Source organism: Nocardia sp. NPDC051981, assembly GCF_040680715.1.
Lineage (GTDB): Bacteria > Actinomycetota > Actinomycetes > Mycobacteriales > Mycobacteriaceae > Nocardia.
Map to the genome: position 1 here is coordinate 12,682 of NZ_JBFAXK010000014.1, position 19,287 is coordinate 31,968.

Below are 19,287 nucleotides of genomic sequence, written 5' to 3' on the forward strand. Positions count from 1 at the left end.
CCGTTGCCACATGACCTGACGCAGCGGCAGGGCCCTGACCTGCGGTGCGACAAGTTGTTGGCAGATCGCGTGGCTGAGTTTCTGCCGGATTGTTGGCGCATGTCATCACGCCGTGTGCTGGGTGGCTTGGATCTTCCTCTGTAGGGTTGCGGTTGTGGATGAGCCGGATTGGTATTGCGGACAGGTCATTCCGCGATTGATCGATGTCGATGTGGTCGCCCAGACCGATCAGGTGTTGGCCTTCCGTCCACCGATTCCCTACGTACCGCCGGTTGGCTTGAGGTCATAGATCGGCGCCGGGACCGGTGCGATCAGCGGTGTGCGGGCCCAGGTCGAGCGTCGGGATACCGGAATCGGGGCTGACGCTGCCGCGATAGCGAAGGCGCTCCGCCGCTGTCGCGTCGGCGGATAGGTGCGAGCGACGGTGTTGTTCTTGCTGGAGCTGATCCAACTCCTCGATCAGCCAATCGGTTTCGGGCCCGGAGGATCGGTTGGTTTGGGGTTGCGCGGGGCCGTAGAGCATCGCTTCGGTGTCGGCGAGTGCGAGTCGGCGGGAAATGTGCTGGATGCGCTGAGCAAGGTCGTCGTCGGCAATCCGAAGGAAGAGGTTGGTCGTAGCGGGATCTGCCTCGGCGTCGGGGAGTGGAGGCTCGGTAGGAGCGGTCAGGTGTTGTGCGACCCAAGTTTCGATCTGCTGGCGGGTGTCGGTGGTGGCGGCGCTGCGCCAGTCGCGGCGCAGCATCGTCAACACCGCGGGCGTGAGATAGGTGTTGGCGATGTGGGCGCATCGCGCCGAAATATGTTCTTGGGGTTCGTGGTCGGGGATCGCGGGGGAGTTGTTGTCGCGGCATTCGCCGCACAGGCCGTCGTCACCGCGGCGACCTCGGGCGGGGGTGGCGTCGAGGACGGCGCGTTCGAGACCGCAGTGCACGCAGTCGAATCCGCGGGTGTCGGGGATGGCCGCGAGGTCGTAGTCCAGCGGGGTCTGGTTCGGTCGCGGGTCGTGTGGATGCGGGTTGTAGTAGTGATGGGGCACGCCTTCGGGGAGTGGAAGGTGATGGGGTGAGGCGTCGATGTCAGCGCGTGTGTCGAGGTATGTGGCAGTCTCGCGGCGGGCAGCGATGTCGTTGGCCGTCGGTCGTGGACGTGGCGGCTGGTCGTTGCGGCGGGATTCGTGGTCGCGTGCGGCATGGTCGATGTCGTTGACGGGCGGTGTCTGTCGCGGGCCGATGTCGGGGTTGTAGGTGTGTGGGTCGGTGGTGGGTGTGGCGGCTTCGATGAGAGCGCGGTGTTGGCGGTATTGTCCGGCGGCCCACTGCAGCTGAGCCCGGGCGACCGGGAAGCTGTTGTGGTAGAGCGTGGTTGCGACACGTTCGAGGATGTCGAGTTCGGTGTCGGTCGCGGTGCGGGTGGCCGTGGTGAGCGCGTTCTTGGCCTCGGTGATCTGGCCGGCTCGGAACAGCGCGGTCACAGCGAGCAGCTCCGCGGTGAGCTTCTGGTCGCCGCCGGTGTCGTGGTGGGAATTGTGCGGATCGTCTGGATCCGGTTCGTTCTGGGGCGTGGGGGCGGTGCTGGGATCGTCGAGGTGAGGCACAGGGTGGTCCGAATCTGCTGTGGTGCTGTGGCTTTCGTGGGGAGAGCTGGGGGTGTCGGGGGATGGCGGGGTGGGGTGTAGGAGGGCTTCGATGCGCCAGGCGAGTGCGGTGGCGTATCGGTCGGGTCGTGGCCCGGGATCGTCGGGTGTTGTGGCGGTGAGCAGTTCGTGGGCGGTGGTGAGCAGCTCGTGCGGGTCCCAGCCAGCGTCGGTGCCGTGGTCGACTGCTGCGACCAGGCGCGGCCACGCGGGACTGGCGATGATCGTGTTGGCGATCTCGGCGCCGAGTAACTCGTGCAGGTGGGTGGTCCAGTCCGGTCGCAGATGTGTGGCCTCGGTCGTGGTTTGCAGGGCAGAAGGATCGAGGCCGAGGCGGAACCACAGTGCGGCGGCGGGCATATCGTCGGGTAGGGGTCGTTCGGTCGCGGCGCGGGTCAGCAGTGCGTCGATGTCGAGGCCGGCGCGGGCGGCGGTGTCGAGTTTGTCGGCCAGGTTCGGCCACCACGGGTCATCGAGGACGTGGGCGTCGAGCTGTTTGGCCAAGGGCGACCAGGTGTTGATCGCGGTGTGGAGATCGCCGAGCACGTCTGTGACCCGCGCGTCGAGTAGTCGTTGATGGTTCTGCTCCCGGGCGGTGAAACCGGTGGGGCCGGTGGGCCGTAGGTCGGTGTCGACCGTATGGCGGCCCGCCCGCCAGACCGCGATGTCGGTCAGTAGCGCGTCGTTGCTCAGTAGCGGTCTCGCCCAGGCTGGTGCCGTGGCGGTCGTCCATGTGCGGGTGTCGGTGCGGATCTGGTCGGCGAGGTTGGTGATCAGGCGTGCGCGGGCGCGCAGATGGTCGGATACGAGACCTTCGGGCAGGTTCTGCGGCAGAGCCCGTACCCATGACAAAGGCGCGGTTTCGCGCGGATACGCGTGGGCGTTGTCGAGGCGCCAGTGCAGTACAGCGGCGGGATCGGCTGCGGTGGTCAGTTCCCGCGCAGCGAGCGCTGAGGTCAAGGCGTTTCCGGGATCTCGACCGGACAGGGCGATGAGCGAGAGCACTTCTCGCAACGCCGGGTAGGCGGGTGCGTCGGTGAGGCCGGGCCAGATTTGCTCGGCGCGGGTGTCGAGTGCGGTCAACGCCGTGGTACCGAGTGCGTCTTGGGCGGCGAGGGCCAGAGCGTCGTGGTAGGTGTCGATGGCGGTCCCGAGGCGCTGGTAGGGGTCGAGTGCGTCGCGTAGTTCGGTGTGCGCGGACGCGTTGGTGGTGTCGCGGGCCAGGATGCGTTGCAGGACTTCGACGGCGGTGCGGGGGAACAAGCCGGGTTCGGTCCAGAAGGAGGCTTCGCTGCCGTCGATCGCAGTCGTGACGTACACGTGGTTGCGGGTGGCGCCGCGGGTGAGCGCGACGTAAAGCTGGTTGCGGGATTCGTGGCCGGTGAGTACGACGTGGCAGGTGTCGGCCGTGATTCCCTGCGCGGAGTCGATGGTCGTCGCGTACCCGAGCCGGACATGTTCGCGCACATACTCGCCGGGCAGCACCGTGGTCTCGCCGGAGGGTCGACCGGACCGGAGATGGGTGACGGTGAGTGCGCCGTCGGCATGAACGGCGGTGACGGTCCACCGGTAGCCGTTGCGCACCCAGTCGCGTCCACCCAAACGCAGCCGGGGATCGTTGTGGCGGGTACTGACGATGTCGCCGAGCGATGCGTGGAGCCCGTCGCCGAGTGCAGCTTCCGGCCCGAGGTCGGTGGCGCTGCGGGCGATGCGGTCGGCGCGGGCTTGGTCGTTGAGTGCGGTGACGATGTCGTTGGTGGCAGCCAGCATGACCGTGTCCCGGTCATCAAACTGGTCGGCGATCCACCCGGCATATGCCTGCTCGCGCACAGCCGCCGGTGACCCCGAACGGATCCGCTGGTGGTCGAGATAGAATCCGAGCGCGCTCGGATCGCCCTCGCGCAGTGCGAGACTGGCCGACGCCTCGACGCTCGAGGCGAACCGCACCACCTGGGTCAGGGTCGAAGCGCGGGCCGCGTCGGCGGTATCAGCGGTCGAGCCACCGGCCTCGATCGCGGGCAGCTGGTGGTCGTCACCGACACACCGCACCGCCGCGCGCCGGTCGAGCAGGAACTCGAACAACCGCAGGCGTTTGTCGTCGCCGAGGCGCACATGCTCATCGACGATGACCAATGTGCGCGCGTCGATATCGAGGACCCACTGCGGCAGCGTCGGCGGGAACGGGTTGCTGGCCACGGGTGACGCCACTGCGGCGGGCGAGTGCTTGTGTAGGACGTCGAGAAGCTTGTCGGCGGTTTCGGTTCGGGCATCGATCGCGTCGCCGAGGACCGCGGCCGCTGCCGCGGTCGGCGCTAGGCCCAGGACGGTGCCGCCGTCAGCGCGCCACGCGTCGGCGAGAACGCGCATCGCGGTGGTTTTCCCGGCGCCAGCGGGCGCGTTCGTGGTAGCGATGAACCACGGGGAACGCGCGAATTCAGTGATGACCGCGACCTGTCCGGTGTTGAGTCGTCGTCCGCTGTTGGCGGGATCTGCATGATAAGCGTCGATCGCGGCGTCGAGGTTCCGGTCGGTGAGGGTGTGTGCGCCGAGTCGCAGCGACAGGTCGATCAACCGCTGGGTGGTGCCCAACCGATGCACGGTGGTGTAGGTCTGGGTGCCGGCTCCGGCGTAGACGCTGGAGTGATCGGCACGCTGATACAGGGGTGGAGTGGTGGCGAGGACCGGCTCGGCAGCGATGTCGGGATTCCCGCGCGCGACCGCGTGCGACGGTGAAAGCGCTTCGGCCACGACAGAATCGACTGCGCCTGGCCACTGATCCTTGTCGAGCAGGCCGCGTAGTTGTCGCTCGGCTTCGGCGCGAACGTGGTGCCACTGCCAACTCGACCGTTCCGTCGACACGGTCGCTACTACGTGCTGCGCAGTCTCCGCGATTTCGGTGGGGGTGAGATGGCGGCGTGGTGCAGGGCGGTGAGTCAGGATCGTCGATACCGCTTTCGATACCAGTTCCGGTGAACCGAGCACTGTTTCGGCCTGGTGGTGCCAGTCGGCGCGCTGTTGGGCCCAGGACCGGGATCGGTGACGGGTAGGGCGGGTTTCGAGGGTGGCGCGTTCAGCGAGCGCGAACATCTCCTTCGGAATCGGTTCACGTCCGACCTCGCGCTCGAACCGTGCCGCGAGGACATCGAGGCGGGCGGTGATCGCGGCATCGCGACGCGACCAATAATCGATCAATGCCACTGGCACACCGTCGATTTCACGGATCGGACGCTTCGTCGGGTCGGTGCCAGCACGTGCGCTGAACGACACCGCCACGTCGTGTTCGAGATGGTGCTCCAGACGCGTGTTGTAGATCTCGCTGACGGTCACCATCAGCCGATAGACCACCCCGGCGTCCAGAGTCAGCCACTGTCCGTCGCGCGTCCGGACCCGATTCGCTATCAGCAAATGAGTGTGTAAATCGGGGTCACCGCAGCGTGATTCGCGGTGCACAAACCGTGCCGCGACGATCCCGTCCACATCGACCTGCCGCACGCCGTTGGCGCCCAGCCGCGTGAAGATTGCGTGATCTTCCAGCCACGCCACCGCGTCATCGATTGCCTTGTCGTGCGCGGCGGCGATCTTGTCCGACAGCGCTTTCGGGGCGATCGCCCACAACGCGGACACACTCTTGACCGGGCTGAAAGTGATATCGAAACCCGCGACCGCCGCCGACTTCGGGCGCGAGTTGCGGGCCACCCACCCCGAGAGCTCCCGCGCATCCAACGGGGCGCGGCCGATCATCTCGGTGAACATCGTGGTCGCGACGCGGCTGCGGATCCGGGCACGGACCTCGTCATCGATCGCGGCAGTTCGAGGCCGGTTGTGCCGGGTGTTGTGCTCGACGAAGGCATCCGCGCAGCGTTCCCGAAACTCGTTGCCGCCCTCGTACACCCGGAACGGACGCCCCAACCTGGTGGCCTTGTCCGCGGCCCGCAGCGCGTCCTTGGGTTTGGCGCCGGCGATGATCTCTCGGTCGATGACCGCGGTCTCGATGGCCTCGGAGTCCGGGTGGCGTCCCTGCCCGAACAGGCTCTTCATCTGTGCTTCGGTGACCAGATCCCCGGCGGTCAAATCCAGCGCCGCCAGGCCGCTGCCGTGCCATCGACCCGGTGACTCACCCCGCGCCGAGTAGTAGTCGGCCAGGGATCCGGGGTCCCGGCCGGTGGAATCGTCGGCGGCGACCTGCCGCAGATAGTACAGATAGCCGTTGCCGGCCAACACTTTGTGCAGCGTCGCTGTCACGCGTCAATCGAAACCCTGAATGACCGCGAATTGCTATGGTCGGAACTGGTAACAAATTTACCAGTTCTGCTGTTGCCGCTGGTCGTTATCGAATTGTTTTCCTCTATGCAAGAGGTCTGCTGGTGTGAATGGGGAATGAAGAGGGGGGAGTTGGGGAAATGGTGGATGAGGTGCGTGAGATAGGTGAGTGAAGTGTTTGCCGGGAGATGGTGTGGTTGAGGGTGATTTGCGGGTGAGAGTTGCTGCGGGATAAGCGGGTAACCGCATAGTGTGGTTACCTGCCTTACCTGGTTGCGGGCGGGCAGAGGCTCGCTTACGCCTGGCGGACGACGGGATCACCGGAGGGGCAGGTGATCTGGATCGGCGGGTTCAGATCGACCGGCAGGATGTGGAACATGAGGTATCCGGTGAGATAGCAGATGACGAAGACGCTGAGGTAGATCGCCGTGTAGCGCAGGATCGCCAGTGCGGTGGGCATGGGGAGGTCCTTCGGTGGGAGGGGTGGCCCCGGTCCGCCGCAGGAGTGGTCACTGCGGCGGATCGGAGAATGGGGTGCCGTGTCAGGCGTGATGTGGATGAGTGCCGAACTGTTTGATCCAGCAGGCCGGGCAGATCCGTGACCGGATGTATTCGCGGTCGGGCGCGGACAGGTGAGCGAACGCGTCCTGCACGGGAATCCGGCGCGCGGCCCAGCCGATGAGCGCGGCGAGATCCACGGGAAGTTCCTGTGTGCCGCTGCAGAGGCGACACACCACGCGAACCGCGTGGTCAGCGAGAGGGTCGGGGGCGAGATGGTCACTGCGGTCGGGGTGTTCGCTCAAACAGAATCTTTCGTCGATCGCGGGTGTCGGGTCGGTAAGGACCGACCCGCGCATCGGTTCGGGTGCGCGGGTCGGTGTCGTGGGTCAGGCGGCGCGGCGAGGGGTCGCGGGTGTGTCGAGTCCGATCCAGACCAGGCACGGGGTGCACAGGTTATCGGTGTTGACGGCGGTGATCTGGGTACAGGCGTCGCAGCGGCCGGTGCGCTGCCCGGCACCCAGGACGGGGCCGCGTCGACGCGGCTGCCGCTGGGCGGGAGCCAGCGGAGGCTGCGGGTCGGGATCAGTGGGTGTCGTGCCGGGAAGGGCTGCGGTAGCGAGGAATTCGTCGATCAGCGCGATCAGCCATTGCGGGGCGCGCCCGCGCACCTCGGCGAGCAGGCCCCGCGCGGCGTCGGGGTAGGTGTCGGCGAAAAACCGCATGTAGGCGCTGGCGAGATCTCGTGCGGTGAATCTGGCGGGCAGCGGCGGCAAACCGGGGCGGCCGTCGGCGCGGCAGATGTCACAGAGGCCGTCGTCGCTGCGGAGTCCACCTGTGTGGGTGTGGATCAGATGTTGGTCGGTGTCCGCGCGTTCGATGAAGCAGGACACGCACCGCCACCCGCGCACCGGGTTCATGGCTTCGTGGTCGTAGTCCAGGCCGTTGCCCTGGAACGGGATCGCGGTGCGCCGGTCGCTGTAGCCGTGCAGGGTGGTGCGGGTGGCGGCATCGGCGAGAGCACGGTCCTCGCTGACCGCGGATTTCCCGGCGAGGGCCAGGGCGTGTTGGTGTTGCTCAGCGACGTAGCCGACGTAGAGGTGGTTCCACACCGTGCGGGCCTCCTCGGAATCCAGCGGTGGTTTGTCGCCGGGGAATCGCGGTGTCCACGAACCGGATTGAGGGCGAGCGAGCAGGCCGCGTTCGCGGGCGCGGGTTTCTGCGGCGCGGGCGTCGGTCATTTCGGCGTCGACGGTGTCGGTGTAGAGGTTCTCGGCGACATATCGGGTGACGAGTTCGGGTTCGAGGTCGACGGGGCGGCGCTTGGCACGGCGGGCGATCCGGAATTTGATCTGCTCGGCAGTGCCGCGCGACTTCTCGGTGTCGCGGCTGGGGGCCAGGTAGGTGCGCGCGGGCGGGTTGCGCCATTGACGCATCGGGGTGCGCGGCAGCTCGGCGGTCGGCAACCCGGCGTGGGTCGCGGAGTACTCGTCCTCGACGCTTGTCTTGTTACGGACCGCGCGAGCCTGCATCTCGGCGTGCCGGTCGGCGCGATCACGAATGAACAGCGCGGGATCGGTCTCGGGCACCAACGCCACCAGGCGGTCCCGGTTCTCGGGCTCGGCCGCATACTGGGCGTCGAAGCACTTCATCGCGGTCTCGAACGGATGCAGGGTGAAGGTGTCGGCGAGTCGGTCGAGGAATTCACGCTCCTGCGGGGTGGCTAGAGCGAGGGCGGCGGGGAAGGCTTTGCGGGCGGCGCGGCGGTCGGTGGTGAAGGTGATGTCGAGTGCGGCGATGGCGTCGAGGAATGCGCTGGATTCGGTCACGAGTATTTCCTGTCTGGACAGTGATGCGAGTGGCGACCACGGCGCGTGAGCAACATCGGCAGCCGGGATGGCCGGCTGGTCGGGGCGACCAGCCGAGGGCGTCAGACCGGGGCCGAGGGCGACGCGCAGGCGCAGAACGCGCCGGGCGTGCGGAAGTGAATTCCCGTGCGCGATCAACGCAGCGGGTGGTTGTGAATGGGGCGGTGCGCACGGGAATTCGGTTGCGCCGGGCGCGGGCTGCGTGGCGCGGCGCACCCGGAGCCGGTAGCCCTCGAGATGGCTGGTCGCCCCGACCAGCCGGACATCGCACCCTCATCCCTGCACTGGCCCGAGAAGACCAGCGCAGAAACGAGAGCGAGAGGTCAGAACGCCGGATCGTCGGTGAAGGCGATTCCTCCGACCACCGCCAACGGCGGTGCGTGCCACGGATCCCCGTCGTGCGTCGAAGGTTCACGATCGTGGATGGGTTGGCCGAACCCGTTCCCGGCGGCGGGACGCCCGGCCGTGTGGTTGCCGCTGGGCGGGTTCTTCATCACCTTGGCGGTGGCATATTTGAGTGAGGGGCCGACCTCGTCGACGTCGAGCTCCACCACGGTGCGCTTCTCGCCTTCGCGGGTGACGTAGCTGCGCTGCTTCAACTTGCCCGAGACGATGACACGTGCGCCGCGAGTGAGGGTTTCGGCAACGTTCTCCGCTGCTTGCCGCCAGATATTGCAGCGAAGAAACAGAGGTTCACCATCGCGCCATTCCTTGGACTGGGGATCGAAATAGCGTGGCGTGGACGCGACGGTGAAATTGGTGACCGCGGCGCCAGCTGTGAATCGGAGTTCGGGGTCGCCGGTCAGATTCCCCTTGATGGTAAATAGGTCCTGAGTCATCGCTCGGCTCCCTGTCTCGAGAATCGTTGGTACCTCGCAGCGCATGCGCGCCGTGAGTCACGCAGCGGCGGTTGCGTCGGCTACAGCCAGCTCGGGGTCGGAGTCGAGGTCGATGTCGTGGTAGTCGATGAGTCCGGCGGCGGCTTGTTCGACATCGACGAGTTCGAACTCCAGCTGCTCGCCGACGGTGGACAGAAACTTCAGATACCGCTGCAAGCCACGGTCGTTGTAGCGCCAGGAGTCCTTGCCGGCACGGGATTCGAACGCGCCCAACACCATTGCCAACACGATCACCCACGCCCGGCTCGCGGTCGCGGACTGGATCGAGGAAACCAGCTCGTCGGTGAACCCGGACACCCCCAGCAGATCCCGCGCAGCCTTCGGCGCGTGGAAAGAACCGAGCAGATCCGATTCCCACGCCAGCGATTCGGCAACGAACTGCCCGGCCTGCGCTGGCGGAGTCCGCCGGGACAACAACCGAGTCAGGAATTCCACACGTCGTTCCTTTGCGGCGAGCCCGCGCTTGTTGAGCTCGCGCACCCTCCGCCGTTCGAGCCGGGCGGTCTCGTGCTCGGCGGCGGCCTCGACGGCCTCGATACGCAGCGCCTCGGCGCGATCACTGACTGCTTCCTCGTCGACGGCGAGTGAGCGAAGCTTCAGACCGGACTCGGTCATCTGATCCGCGGGCAGGAAGTACAGGGGGATCCAGCGGTCGCGGTAGTCCACCGAATCGGCGTGACGCAGGCCCTCGGCGGGCTGGGATTCGCTGCGGCCCTGGGTGTCCCAGTCGACATGATCGGGGTCGACGATTTCACCGGTGTGGCTATCGACGAGTTGCCCGTTCTCCTCTACGTCGAGGTAGACCAGCCACCGGTGCGCCTGCGCACGGATCACCTCTTCGAGGACCGGCGCGGCGTCGGCCGTCTCGAGCAGCTCAGCGGGAAGAAGCGTCGAGTCAGGGGAGCTGGTGTCCGGTTCGGCGGTCAGTACCCCGAATCCGAGCGCTGCGCAGAACACGGCCGCCTCCATCCGAGCGCGGGTTTCTTCGCGGTCCGCGGTGATCTGCTTTGCGGTGTAGGAGAAGCTCGACCGGGCTACCCGCAGCAGTCGTTCGACCGCGTCGGTGTCGCCGAGGGTTTCGTATTCGGCGATCACCGCGAGCTGATCGAGACTGTAGGTTCCCTCATCGACCAATCCGCGTGCGGTCGCCGATCCCGCGATCGTCGCGGAGTGTTTGATCTGGGATCGTTTGCGCTGTAGTCCTTTCGCCACGCGAGTGACCGACGCGCCGAGATCGAGCATCAATGCGATGCCGTCGGCGCGGTCGGCCTCGACCATCGCCACGCGCCGGTCGTTGACGTTCATCTGCATGAACGTGGTTCGGATGCGGCGTTCGTTCTCCGGAATGTCGGGGTCGGCGTCGCGGACCCAGACCGGGACCCTCGTGAGCTCGAGGTCGAGGGCGATGAGGGTGCGTAGTTGGCCTTCGGTGACGTGCAGGGCGCCGTCGGGCTGGCGTTCGGCGATGATCGGGATATCGACACCGAACTCTTTGATCGACTCGACGACGTCGGGATGCTCGGTGAGATCGAAGGTTTTGCGGACATTCTCCGCGATCACCAACTCGGCCGGATCCAGCCACAACGCCTTCACGTGCGGCAGCGGCTGCGCATCGTCGGCCGGGTCCGGGTCACCGGACGTATCGGAGTGATCGGAATCGGCGACCTCCGCGGCGCGGTCGTGTTCGTCGACAACGGCTGTATCACTGGCAAGGGCAACGGATTCCACGAGGCAGACCTCCTTGACAGGGGACTTTGGGGCCACCACTCGATGCAGTCGCCTCGGTGTGGTGGCCCTGTGGGTGAGCGGGCAGTGTGGGTCAGGCGGCGAGCGAGCGTCGTTCGGCGCGAGCGACATTGACCGGGTGCAGCCGAAGGACGTCGTTGTCGTCGGCGACGAAGCGCCAATGCCGACCGCGCCAATCGGGATGGGCCTCGCGCCAGCGATCCAGGATGGGGGTGGTCTCGATCGCCGGCACGGCCCCGGCGTGGCCACGATGAACCAACTGGTCGTACTCGCTGCGCGAGATCAACTCGACGGCAGCCGATTTCACGACGACGAGAGGTTTGACGGACATGAGCAGCCTCCGAGAATGATCGAGAACGAGCAGTGCGAAAAGTGCGGACAATGAGTGAGGAACCAAGACCGCGTCGCCGCTGCCGATGTGGCGAGTACAGGGCGGGCGGTGGTGTCAGCGGGTGATGGCGTCGAGGACGTCTTGGGTGTCGACGGCGAATGTGGCTTGGCCGGTGCGGATGAATTCGTGGCAGCCGCGTGAGGCTGCGGAGTCGATCGGGCCCGGTACGGCGGTGACCGGCCGGTGGAGTTTGTTGGCCCAGCGCACGGTGTTGGCGGTGCCGCTGCGCAGCCCGGCTTCGGGCACGGTGATCCCGGCGGCGAGCGCGGCGACGATCCTGTTGCGCGCCGAGAAAGTCGGGCGACTGGGCTCGACGCCTGGCGGATACTCACTGAGCAGCAACCCGGTCTCCTCGATGCGGGCCAGCAGGTAGGCGTTGCCGTGGGGGAACAGCCGGTGCAGCCCGGCGGGCAGCACCGCGACGGTCGGGCGTTCGGCGTCGAGAGCGGCCTGGTGCGCAGCGGCGTCGACGCCGAACGCGCCGCCGCTGAGCACCGTCCAGTCGTGGCGGGCCAGTCCGGTCGCGAGATGGGTGGCGACCTTCTCGCCGTACCCGGTCGCGGCCCGCGAACCGACCACCGCGACAGCGCGTTCGGTCAACAAGTTCAGTTGCCCGGGTCCACGTATCCACAGGGCGATCGGTGCGTGCGCGCCGATGGTGTCGAGGTCGGCGAGCGCGCTTGGCCAGCCGGGATCATCACGGGTCAACAGCCGCGCGCCTGCCCGGTCCGCGCGGAGCAGGTCCTGCTCGGCCATCTCCCTATTCAGGGGGCCGAAGCGGGAATCGCGGGCGTCGGTCGCGATCCGCTCCGCGGCGTCGAGGGGCCCGTGTGCTGCGAGCGAAGCGTGCACGGCGGCGGGGGAGACCAGCGCGGCCCGCGCCAGCAAAGCCCAGGCGTAGAGGCGTTCATCAGGATCTGTCACGATCACCCTTTCTCGGAGTGTGAATGCGGTTGTGGGGCACCGATATCGATGCGCAGTGCGGCGGCGGCCGAGATTCCGGATTCGCAGAGTCGGCGCAGCCGAGCGGGCGCCATGCCGTGGGTCAGGCCGATGTCCAGGAGTTGTGCCATCCGGTGTTCGGGGTCCGAAGTCAGTGCCGCCTCGAGGGCGATCCCGGCCAGTGGTCCCGCATCACGCAAGTAGGCGTGGAAGGCCAGCAGTGTGGCCGCTTCGGCGCGGTCGGGATCGGGGAGGGCGCGGGTGAGGATCGACCACAGGTGTTCGGCTTGTGGGGCGTACATGCCTGCGGCGACACCGAACATGACGTCGCGAATCGTGCTGTCGCGCAGCGCGACAGCGACTTCGGCCAGCAACGGCAGTGCGGGAGTCTTGTGCGGGGTACACGACTTGATGGCGTTCACCACCCGCCACAGCGTTTGCCGAGTGTCGGCGGCGGGATCACCGATCCGTGCGTTGCGGGTAAACCGTCGTGTCGCGTCGGCGGCGGCTGTCGGCAGTAGCGCGGCGACACGGTCCCGCAACGCGGTGTCGGTGGTGACCAGGTCGGTGAGTTCGCCGCGGCTGCGGTGGATGGCGCGGTCGGTGTTCGTGTGGCCGAGCGCGAGAGGAGAGGCAGCCGGGTCGGGGAAGGTGCCCGTGCTGTTCCGGGTCGAGAGGGTTCCACCATTCGGCTTTCGCAGCGATCACCCGGGTAGCCCAGATTCCGTCGAGGCTGCGGTGTATCGATGCGAGGTGCCGGTCGAGTGTTTCGAGAACGGGCAGGTAACGCGCATCAGTGCTGTCGGGTTCGGCGGAGCGGGTCAGGCGGTCGTCGATGAGCACCACCAGCACCGCGACGGCGTCGAGACGAGCACACATGTCGATCGCGCAGTGGGCGAGTTCAGCTGCGGTGAGAGACTCCTTGCCCAAGGGGGAATCCGCGCGCACCATGAACGGCAGCGATAGCCTTGCGTCGCCTGACTTTTCGCGTTGCGCGAATATCAGGACGATCGATCGGGTCGGAGCGAAACCGAGCATCGCCGGTACGGCCGCGACCACATCGGCAGGATCGCCGAGAAACACACCTTGGGGCATCAGCAGAACTCCTTCGAGTGATGGGCACCGACACGCACCGCTCGTCGATCGGATGCACGGGGATCTGGGCCGGATCGCGGGCTGGGCATCGATCGACGCGGTCAGCGCAGACTCCCGTGGGAGAGCGCGTGATCGGTATCGTGGGTCGTGCGAGGGACTGATCGGGTTATCCGTATGCCCGTCAGGAGTTGTTCACCATGACCGACAAGCCACGTCCGCGTCGCTCTAGAGCGCGTAGGAACGATTCCCCGGAACTTCTCGAGCGTCTACAACGCTCACATCAACGCAGCCTTGAACGTCGCGCTGCCGCCACCGAGCGCGAGAAGGCGATCACTCGGGCGGTGGGCGACTACCTGAGCGCGTGGAACGCGATCGTCGGCGTCGAGCACCGCCGCGACCGTGAGGAGTCCGAGCTGCGTCAGCAGATCGACGCGGTGAACGCGCGTGCGGCCAGCGAGATCACCGCGCACGAACAGGCGCAAGCTGCGGCCGCAGGGGTGGTGCGCGCGTACGTGCACACCGACGAAGAACTCGCCGAACTACTTGAGATCACTGTCAAACGTGCTCGCCAGCTGGTGGCCAGCTCCCGCGCGGCGATCACCGAACTGTCCCCCGTCGCGGACAACCCGCACACGCCTGAGCCAGCGCGCCTTCGGGCACGAAACACGTCGGCGCCACGGAACCTGCCCATGGACAGGGAATCCGGCGCAGCGGCGCAACGGCGGAGTGCTTCCGACGGTCCCAAGAGTTCGGACGCACCGCCGGCGGAGGAAGACGTGCCACAGCCAGGCGTAACTGCTTGGCACTCCGGCCATTTCGGCTAGAGCCCGCAACGCCGTGAACGACAGCCAGAACGCCGCTGCGGCGATGAGGGCCGTCATCGCTACCGCGATGCGGGTGGCGGGCTTGGCTGCGCGTGGGCGCGCGACAGGACGGTGACGCCGTGCACGGCGGTGAGAAGGGCGACCGGTGGGACGATAGCGACGCTCGCGGCGACGGCGGGCACGACGTGGACGTTGAGCAGGGCGTGGGTGGCGTTGCCTGCGACGCTGACCGTGGCGGCGGCGAACAGCACGATCCAGAAGAAGGCGTGCGCACGGGAGCGGGCGGTGTCGCGCAGCGGTGGCCCGGGTGCGGTCGGCATGCGCACGGCGATCGCGAGCAGGTCGGAATCGGCAGTCATGGTCCTCCGGATCGGGGTGCGGGTTGATCGAGGGCGCCGCTGGGCATCGGTAGCCGTAGCGGATCGGTCGGTTACAGGTCGGTCGACTCGTATCGCGTAGCGTCTGCGCCCGCAGCGGAAGGGCTCGCCGGCTGACCCGGCACCGGGTCGGGTGCGTCGGCGTGACGGTGCGGCTTGCCCGGTCCGCTATGGCGCGCGGTGATCCGACCGACGGTGCGTCGGCGCAGTGGTGTCCCCTGCCGCTGGTCGCGTTTCGAACTGGTCGTGTGGGGTAGCTGACCGAACGACCGCTGAGTCGGCGACGAGATCGGTACACACCGGCTGTCGCCGAGGGGCCGACTGGATCGACCTCTACGTTGGTCGCCCGTTTCCTGCCCGCGACGTGCCAGTCGAGGGGTACAGAATGTCGATCGCTGGCTGGAATCGGTTGACCTGGCGATGGTCCACTACTGGTACTGGAGGGACGCGGACGGATCAGGGCTCGGGGGCGTCTCGCCTGCTCGGTGACATCCATTGCTCGGTACGGATCGTTGGAGGCGTTCTGTGCACGCCTGCACGGCAGCGTCGAGAACCCGATGCTTGAGCTCCGGCGCTACACCGAGCCGGTCGGCGGTCGCTGGAACCAGCCCTGACAATCCGTCGCAGCGGTCACGGCAGGTGGCCGCATCCCGTGCAGACGGCCATCAGGGCGTCGACCAGCCACGGTCAACGACATGACAGCATGCGCACCCGGGACGGCCTTGGCGCAGGTCAGAGATGATTCTCAGCGTACCGAGAGTGTGTCGGCAGAGGACGGCACTAGACTTTCAGGGCGGCACCAGACGCACATGAAACCCCCTCTGACACAGGACGATACTGGACGAACGCCTGAACCGAACTCGAGATGACTACGGATCAGAAGGTTGGGGCTGGGGTGCTTCAGGATTCGATGTACCCCATAGTTTCCCCCATGGTATCGACCGGAAGCGATGGGAAACAATGAGAAGTGATGGGAAGGGCGCCGTCGCGATTGTGCAGGTAGCGGGAAGTATTGGGCAGTATTGAGATCTCTCGCATACCCTTGAACCCCTGTGTGGGGGTCAGGGGTTCGAGTCCCCTTAGCTCCACCATCTCATTTGGCTATAACACCTGGTTATGGCCCGTTTCTGGGTGTCCGTAGGCCCGGATCAATCCCCTTTGATACTGACGCTGTCAATACCTTGATCGTCTAGCGGGCCACCGGGATCTGCGCTCGACTTTCTGGCCTGGACTTTCTTCCAGCCGACCCGAGGTCGGTGATGGGGTCGGTCCCCTTACTCCCCATGTGGGGCATGAGGATTCAGTGTGTTTGGTTCATATTGCATATCGCCGGCCTGAGTAACTCGAACGCGATGATCGGGGTCGGCGTTCAAGTGACCTCATTGGGACGCCAAATGTGTGGTCAGGCAATGGCTTCCGTATCGGAGGCCGCGGGTCGCGGCAGCGTCGGGAGGCTGCGCGGCGGGACGAATCCCGTTGGGCATGTCTGGAGACAGGTCCTGGGATGCTTCCCGTGGGCTCATAACCCAGAGGTCGCAGGTTCAAATCCTGTCCCCGCTACAAACGAGGGCGGTCCTGACCGGTAGGTTTCAGGACCGCCCTCAACTTTTGTCGGGGTTCTTGGCAGCGGATTTGGCAACATCCTGCAATGTCAGCACCGCTCATCGCCTCAATAACCGTGAAATGCGGTGGTATCAGGCGTTTTTCGATGGACTGGACGGAACGAGTGGGACTGCGATCGCTGGGGTGCCAGCTCATCAATTCTGGACGGTAGACCAGAATCGGATCCCCGGCTTTTGCGCTGCCCCCAGCTTGGCCGCAGTGAGCCAGGGGCTCACGCCTTCCTATGTGATGCCCGTCTCACGTTGAGACGCTCGAGGCGCACGTCACGGGCTCCAATGGATCAGCAACGGCCCACAGCCGGCATAGCGGCCGGTTGTTGATCCAGGAGGCGAACATTGAGTAGGCAAAGCCTGACGAAGGCGCACGCGAAGATCACCGAGCTGTCGTGGGAACCGACCTTCGCGACACCGGCGACGCGGTTCGGGACCGACTACACCTTCGAGAAGGCCCCGAAGAAGGATCCGCTCAAGCAGATCATGCGGTCCTACTTCCCGATGGAGGAGGAGAAGGACAACCGCGTGTACGGCGCCATGGACGGCGCGATCCGCGGCAACATGTTCCGGCAGGTGCAGCAGCGGTGGCTGGAGTGGCAGAAGCTGTTCCTGTCGATCATCCCGTTCCCCGAGATCTCTGCCGCGCGCGCCATGCCGATGGCGATCGACGCCGTGCCGAATCCCGAGATCCACAACGGGCTGGCCGTGCAGATGATCGACGAGGTTCGTCATTCGACGATTCAGATGAACCTCAAGAAGCTGTACATGAACAACTACATCGATCCTGCCGGGTTCGACATGACGGAGAAGGCGTTCGCGAACAACTACGCGGGCACCATCGGCCGCCAGTTCGGTGAAGGGTTCATCACCGGCGACGCGATCACCGCCGCCAACATCTATCTCACCGTGGTGGCCGAAACCGCGTTCACCAACACGCTTTTCGTGGCCATGCCCGACGAGGCCGCGGCCAACGGCGACTATCTGCTGCCGACGGTGTTCCACTCGGTGCAGTCCGACGAGTCCCGCCACATCTCCAACGGCTACTCGATCCTGCTGATGGCGCTGGCCGACGAACGCAATCGCCCACTGCTGGAACGGGATCTGCGCTACGCCTGGTGGAACAACCACTGCGTCGTCGACGCCGCGATCGGCACCTTCATCGAGTACGGCACCAAGGACCGCCGCAAGGACCGCGAGAGCTACGCCGAGATGTGGCGGCGGTGGATCTACGACGACTACTACCGCAGCTACCTGATCCCGCTCGAAAAGTACGGTTTGACAATCCCGCACGATCTGGTCGAGGAAGCCTGGAAGCGCATCGTCGACAAGGGCTACGTGCACGAAGTGGCCCGCTTCTTCGCCACCGGCTGGCCGGTGAACTACTGGCGCATCGACGCGATGACCGACAAGGACTTCGAGTGGTTCGAGCACAAGTACCCGGGTTGGTACTCGAAGTACGGCAAGTGGTGGGAGGAGTACAACCGCCTCGCCTACCCGGGCCGTAACAAGCCGATCGCCTTCGAGGAGGTCGGATACCAGTATCCGCATCGCTGCTGGACCTGCATGGTGCCCGCCCTCATTCGTGAGGACATGGTGGTGGAGAAGGTCGACGACCAGTGGCGGACCTACTGCTCGGAAACCTGCTACTGGACCGACGCCGTCGCCTTCCGCGGCGAGTACGAGGGCCGCCCGACCCCGAATATGGGCCGCCTCACCGGATTCCGTGAATGGGAGACCCTGCACCACGGAAAAGATCTGGCCGACATCGTCTCCGATCTCGGCTACGTCCGTGACGACGGCAAAACCCTGGTGGGCCAGCCGCATCTGCATCTGGACGACCCCAAGAAGCTGTGGACCCTCGACGACGTGCGCGGCAACACGTTCAACAGCCCGAACGTGCTGCTGAACCAGATGTCCGACGCCGAACGCGAGGCGCACGTCGCCGCTTATCGCGCGGGCGCCGTCCCGGCCTGATCCGGCTCGGTGGGTGGCGCCAACACCGGTGCCACCCACCGCCTCACCATCGATTCCGAGCCCAGGAGACACACCCGTGGCCGACAAGCACCGTATCAATTTCGAGCCCGTCGACATCGAGATGGAAGTCGGCGACGAGGAGAACATCCTCGATGCCGCGTTCCGGCAGGGAATCCATCTCATGCACGGCTGCCGCGAGGGGCGGTGCTCGGCCTGCAAGTCCTATGTCCTCGACGGCGAGATCCAGATGGAGAACTACTCGACCTTCGCGTGCAACGACGCCGAGGTGGAGGAGGGCTTCGTATTGCTCTGTCGCTCACATGCTTTCAGCGACTGCACCATCGAACTGCTCAACTTCGACGAGGACGAGCTGCTCAGCGGCATCGCCATCCAGGACGTGCGGACGCGGGTGGTCGCGATCGAGCCGATGACCAAGGACATCGTCTCGCTGCGGCTGCGGCCGGTCGAACCGGCGGCCTACGAGTTCAAACCGGGCCAGTATTCGGACCTGCGAATTCCCGGAAGCTCCGAACACCGGTCCTTCTCCATGGCGACCACGCAGTCGACTCCGGCGGAGGTCGAATTCCTCATCAAGAAGTATCCGGGCGGCAGGTTCGCCGGATTGCTCGAGGACGGGATCTCGGTGGGCGACGAGATCGAATTGACCGGGCCCTACGGGTCTTTCACGCTCAAGAAGGGCCACGTCCTGCCGTTGGTTTTCATCGGAGGCGGCGCGGGGATGGCCCCGATTCTGTCCCTGCTGCGGCACATGAGCGAGACGGGCAATGCGCGGCAGGTCCACTTCTATTACGGGGCCCGCACCCCGGGAGATCTGTTCTATCTCGACGAAATCCTCGGATTCGGCGCGAATTTGACGGATTTCACCTTCGTGGCCTGCCTATCGGAATCGATGGATCCGCACCGACTGCCGGACTCGGTCGTGGTCGAAGCGGGGAACGTCACCGACGTCGTCGCGCGCCGCGAACCCGCGCTGGGCAAGACCGAGGTCTATCTGTGCGGGCCACCGCCGATGGTCGATGCCGCCCTCGAACTGCTCGAGGCAGGCAATACCCCGAAGGACCAGATCTTCTACGACAAGTTCACCAGCCCCGCCTTCGGTCAGTGACCGCGGGAACCAGCTCTCCCACACCGACAAGAACTGAG

At 66.0% G+C, this 19,287-nt stretch carries 13 protein-coding genes, 1 tRNA gene and 1 pseudogene; 4 read left to right on the forward strand and 11 right to left on the reverse strand.

Annotation, left to right across the window (positions count from 1 at the left end):
- Window positions 1-283: 283 nt before the first annotated feature.
- The 10 genes and pseudogenes from mobF to AB0L60_RS23555 all read right to left on the reverse strand — a co-directional run.
- Window positions 284-5,875, reverse strand: coding sequence for a MobF family relaxase (mobF, locus tag AB0L60_RS23510; RefSeq protein WP_364617458.1), 5,592 nt, complete (start codon window positions 5,873-5,875; stop codon window positions 284-286).
- A gap of 313 nt (window positions 5,876-6,188) precedes the next feature.
- Window positions 6,189-6,353, reverse strand: a complete 165-nt coding sequence (locus tag AB0L60_RS23515) for a hypothetical protein (RefSeq protein WP_364617460.1) — start codon at window positions 6,351-6,353, stop codon at window positions 6,189-6,191.
- Window positions 6,354-6,435: 82 nt separating this feature from the next.
- Window positions 6,436-6,591: a hypothetical protein gene (locus tag AB0L60_RS23520; protein ID WP_364617462.1), complete on the reverse strand. Its 156-nt coding sequence runs from the start codon at window positions 6,589-6,591 to the stop codon at window positions 6,436-6,438.
- A gap of 189 nt (window positions 6,592-6,780) precedes the next feature.
- On the reverse strand, window positions 6,781-8,220 hold the full coding sequence (locus tag AB0L60_RS23525) for a hypothetical protein (protein WP_364617464.1): 1,440 nt from the start codon (window positions 8,218-8,220) through the stop codon (window positions 6,781-6,783).
- 362 nt (window positions 8,221-8,582) lie between these two features.
- A complete protein-coding gene (locus tag AB0L60_RS23530; RefSeq protein WP_364617466.1) occupies window positions 8,583-9,098 on the reverse strand; it encodes a single-stranded DNA-binding protein in 516 nt (171 codons plus the stop codon).
- Between the two features lie 57 nt (window positions 9,099-9,155).
- Complete coding sequence (locus tag AB0L60_RS23535; RefSeq protein ID WP_364617468.1) at window positions 9,156-10,886, reverse strand: ParB N-terminal domain-containing protein; 1,731 nt, start codon at window positions 10,884-10,886, stop codon at window positions 9,156-9,158.
- A 91-nt stretch (window positions 10,887-10,977) separates the two neighbouring features.
- Window positions 10,978-11,235 carry a hypothetical protein gene (locus AB0L60_RS23540; protein WP_364617470.1) on the reverse strand — a complete coding sequence of 86 codons (258 nt, stop codon included), beginning with the start codon at window positions 11,233-11,235 and terminating at the stop codon, window positions 10,978-10,980.
- A gap of 114 nt (window positions 11,236-11,349) precedes the next feature.
- Window positions 11,350-12,219, reverse strand: coding sequence for a DNA-processing protein DprA (gene dprA / locus AB0L60_RS23545; RefSeq protein WP_364617472.1), 870 nt, complete (start codon window positions 12,217-12,219; stop codon window positions 11,350-11,352).
- A 2-nt stretch (window positions 12,220-12,221) separates the two neighbouring features.
- A complete protein-coding gene (locus AB0L60_RS23550; RefSeq protein WP_364617785.1) occupies window positions 12,222-12,938 on the reverse strand; it encodes a DUF4192 domain-containing protein in 717 nt (238 codons plus the stop codon).
- A pseudogene (locus tag AB0L60_RS23555) lies at window positions 12,880-13,332 on the reverse strand (DUF4192 family protein); the annotation flags it as partial. The gene AB0L60_RS23550 and the pseudogene AB0L60_RS23555, both read right to left, overlap by 59 nt.
- A 197-nt stretch (window positions 13,333-13,529) precedes the next feature.
- On the opposite strand from AB0L60_RS23555, the gene AB0L60_RS23560 reads away from it, so the two are divergent.
- Entirely contained in the window at window positions 13,530-14,156 is a 627-nt protein-coding gene (locus tag AB0L60_RS23560; protein ID WP_364617474.1) for a hypothetical protein, read from the forward strand.
- 59 nt (window positions 14,157-14,215) lie between these two features.
- Here AB0L60_RS23560 and AB0L60_RS23565 read toward each other — a convergent pair whose 3' ends face one another.
- On the reverse strand, window positions 14,216-14,515 hold the full coding sequence (locus AB0L60_RS23565) for a hypothetical protein (RefSeq protein WP_364617476.1): 300 nt from the start codon (window positions 14,513-14,515) through the stop codon (window positions 14,216-14,218).
- A gap of 1,478 nt (window positions 14,516-15,993) precedes the next feature.
- Between AB0L60_RS23565 and AB0L60_RS23570 the strand changes: the two genes are divergently transcribed.
- The 3 genes from AB0L60_RS23570 to AB0L60_RS23580 all read left to right on the forward strand — a co-directional run bounded on the left by AB0L60_RS23570 (window position 15,994) and on the right by AB0L60_RS23580 (window position 19,249).
- Window positions 15,994-16,093, forward strand: a tRNA-Met gene (locus AB0L60_RS23570).
- 398 nt (window positions 16,094-16,491) lie between these two features.
- Window positions 16,492-18,123 carry a methane monooxygenase gene (locus AB0L60_RS23575; protein ID WP_364617478.1) on the forward strand — a complete coding sequence of 544 codons (1,632 nt, stop codon included), beginning with the start codon at window positions 16,492-16,494 and terminating at the stop codon, window positions 18,121-18,123.
- Between the two features lie 76 nt (window positions 18,124-18,199).
- On the forward strand, window positions 18,200-19,249 hold the full coding sequence (locus AB0L60_RS23580) for a 2Fe-2S iron-sulfur cluster binding domain-containing protein (protein ID WP_364617480.1): 1,050 nt from the start codon (window positions 18,200-18,202) through the stop codon (window positions 19,247-19,249).
- Window positions 19,250-19,287: the final 38 nt, after the last annotated feature.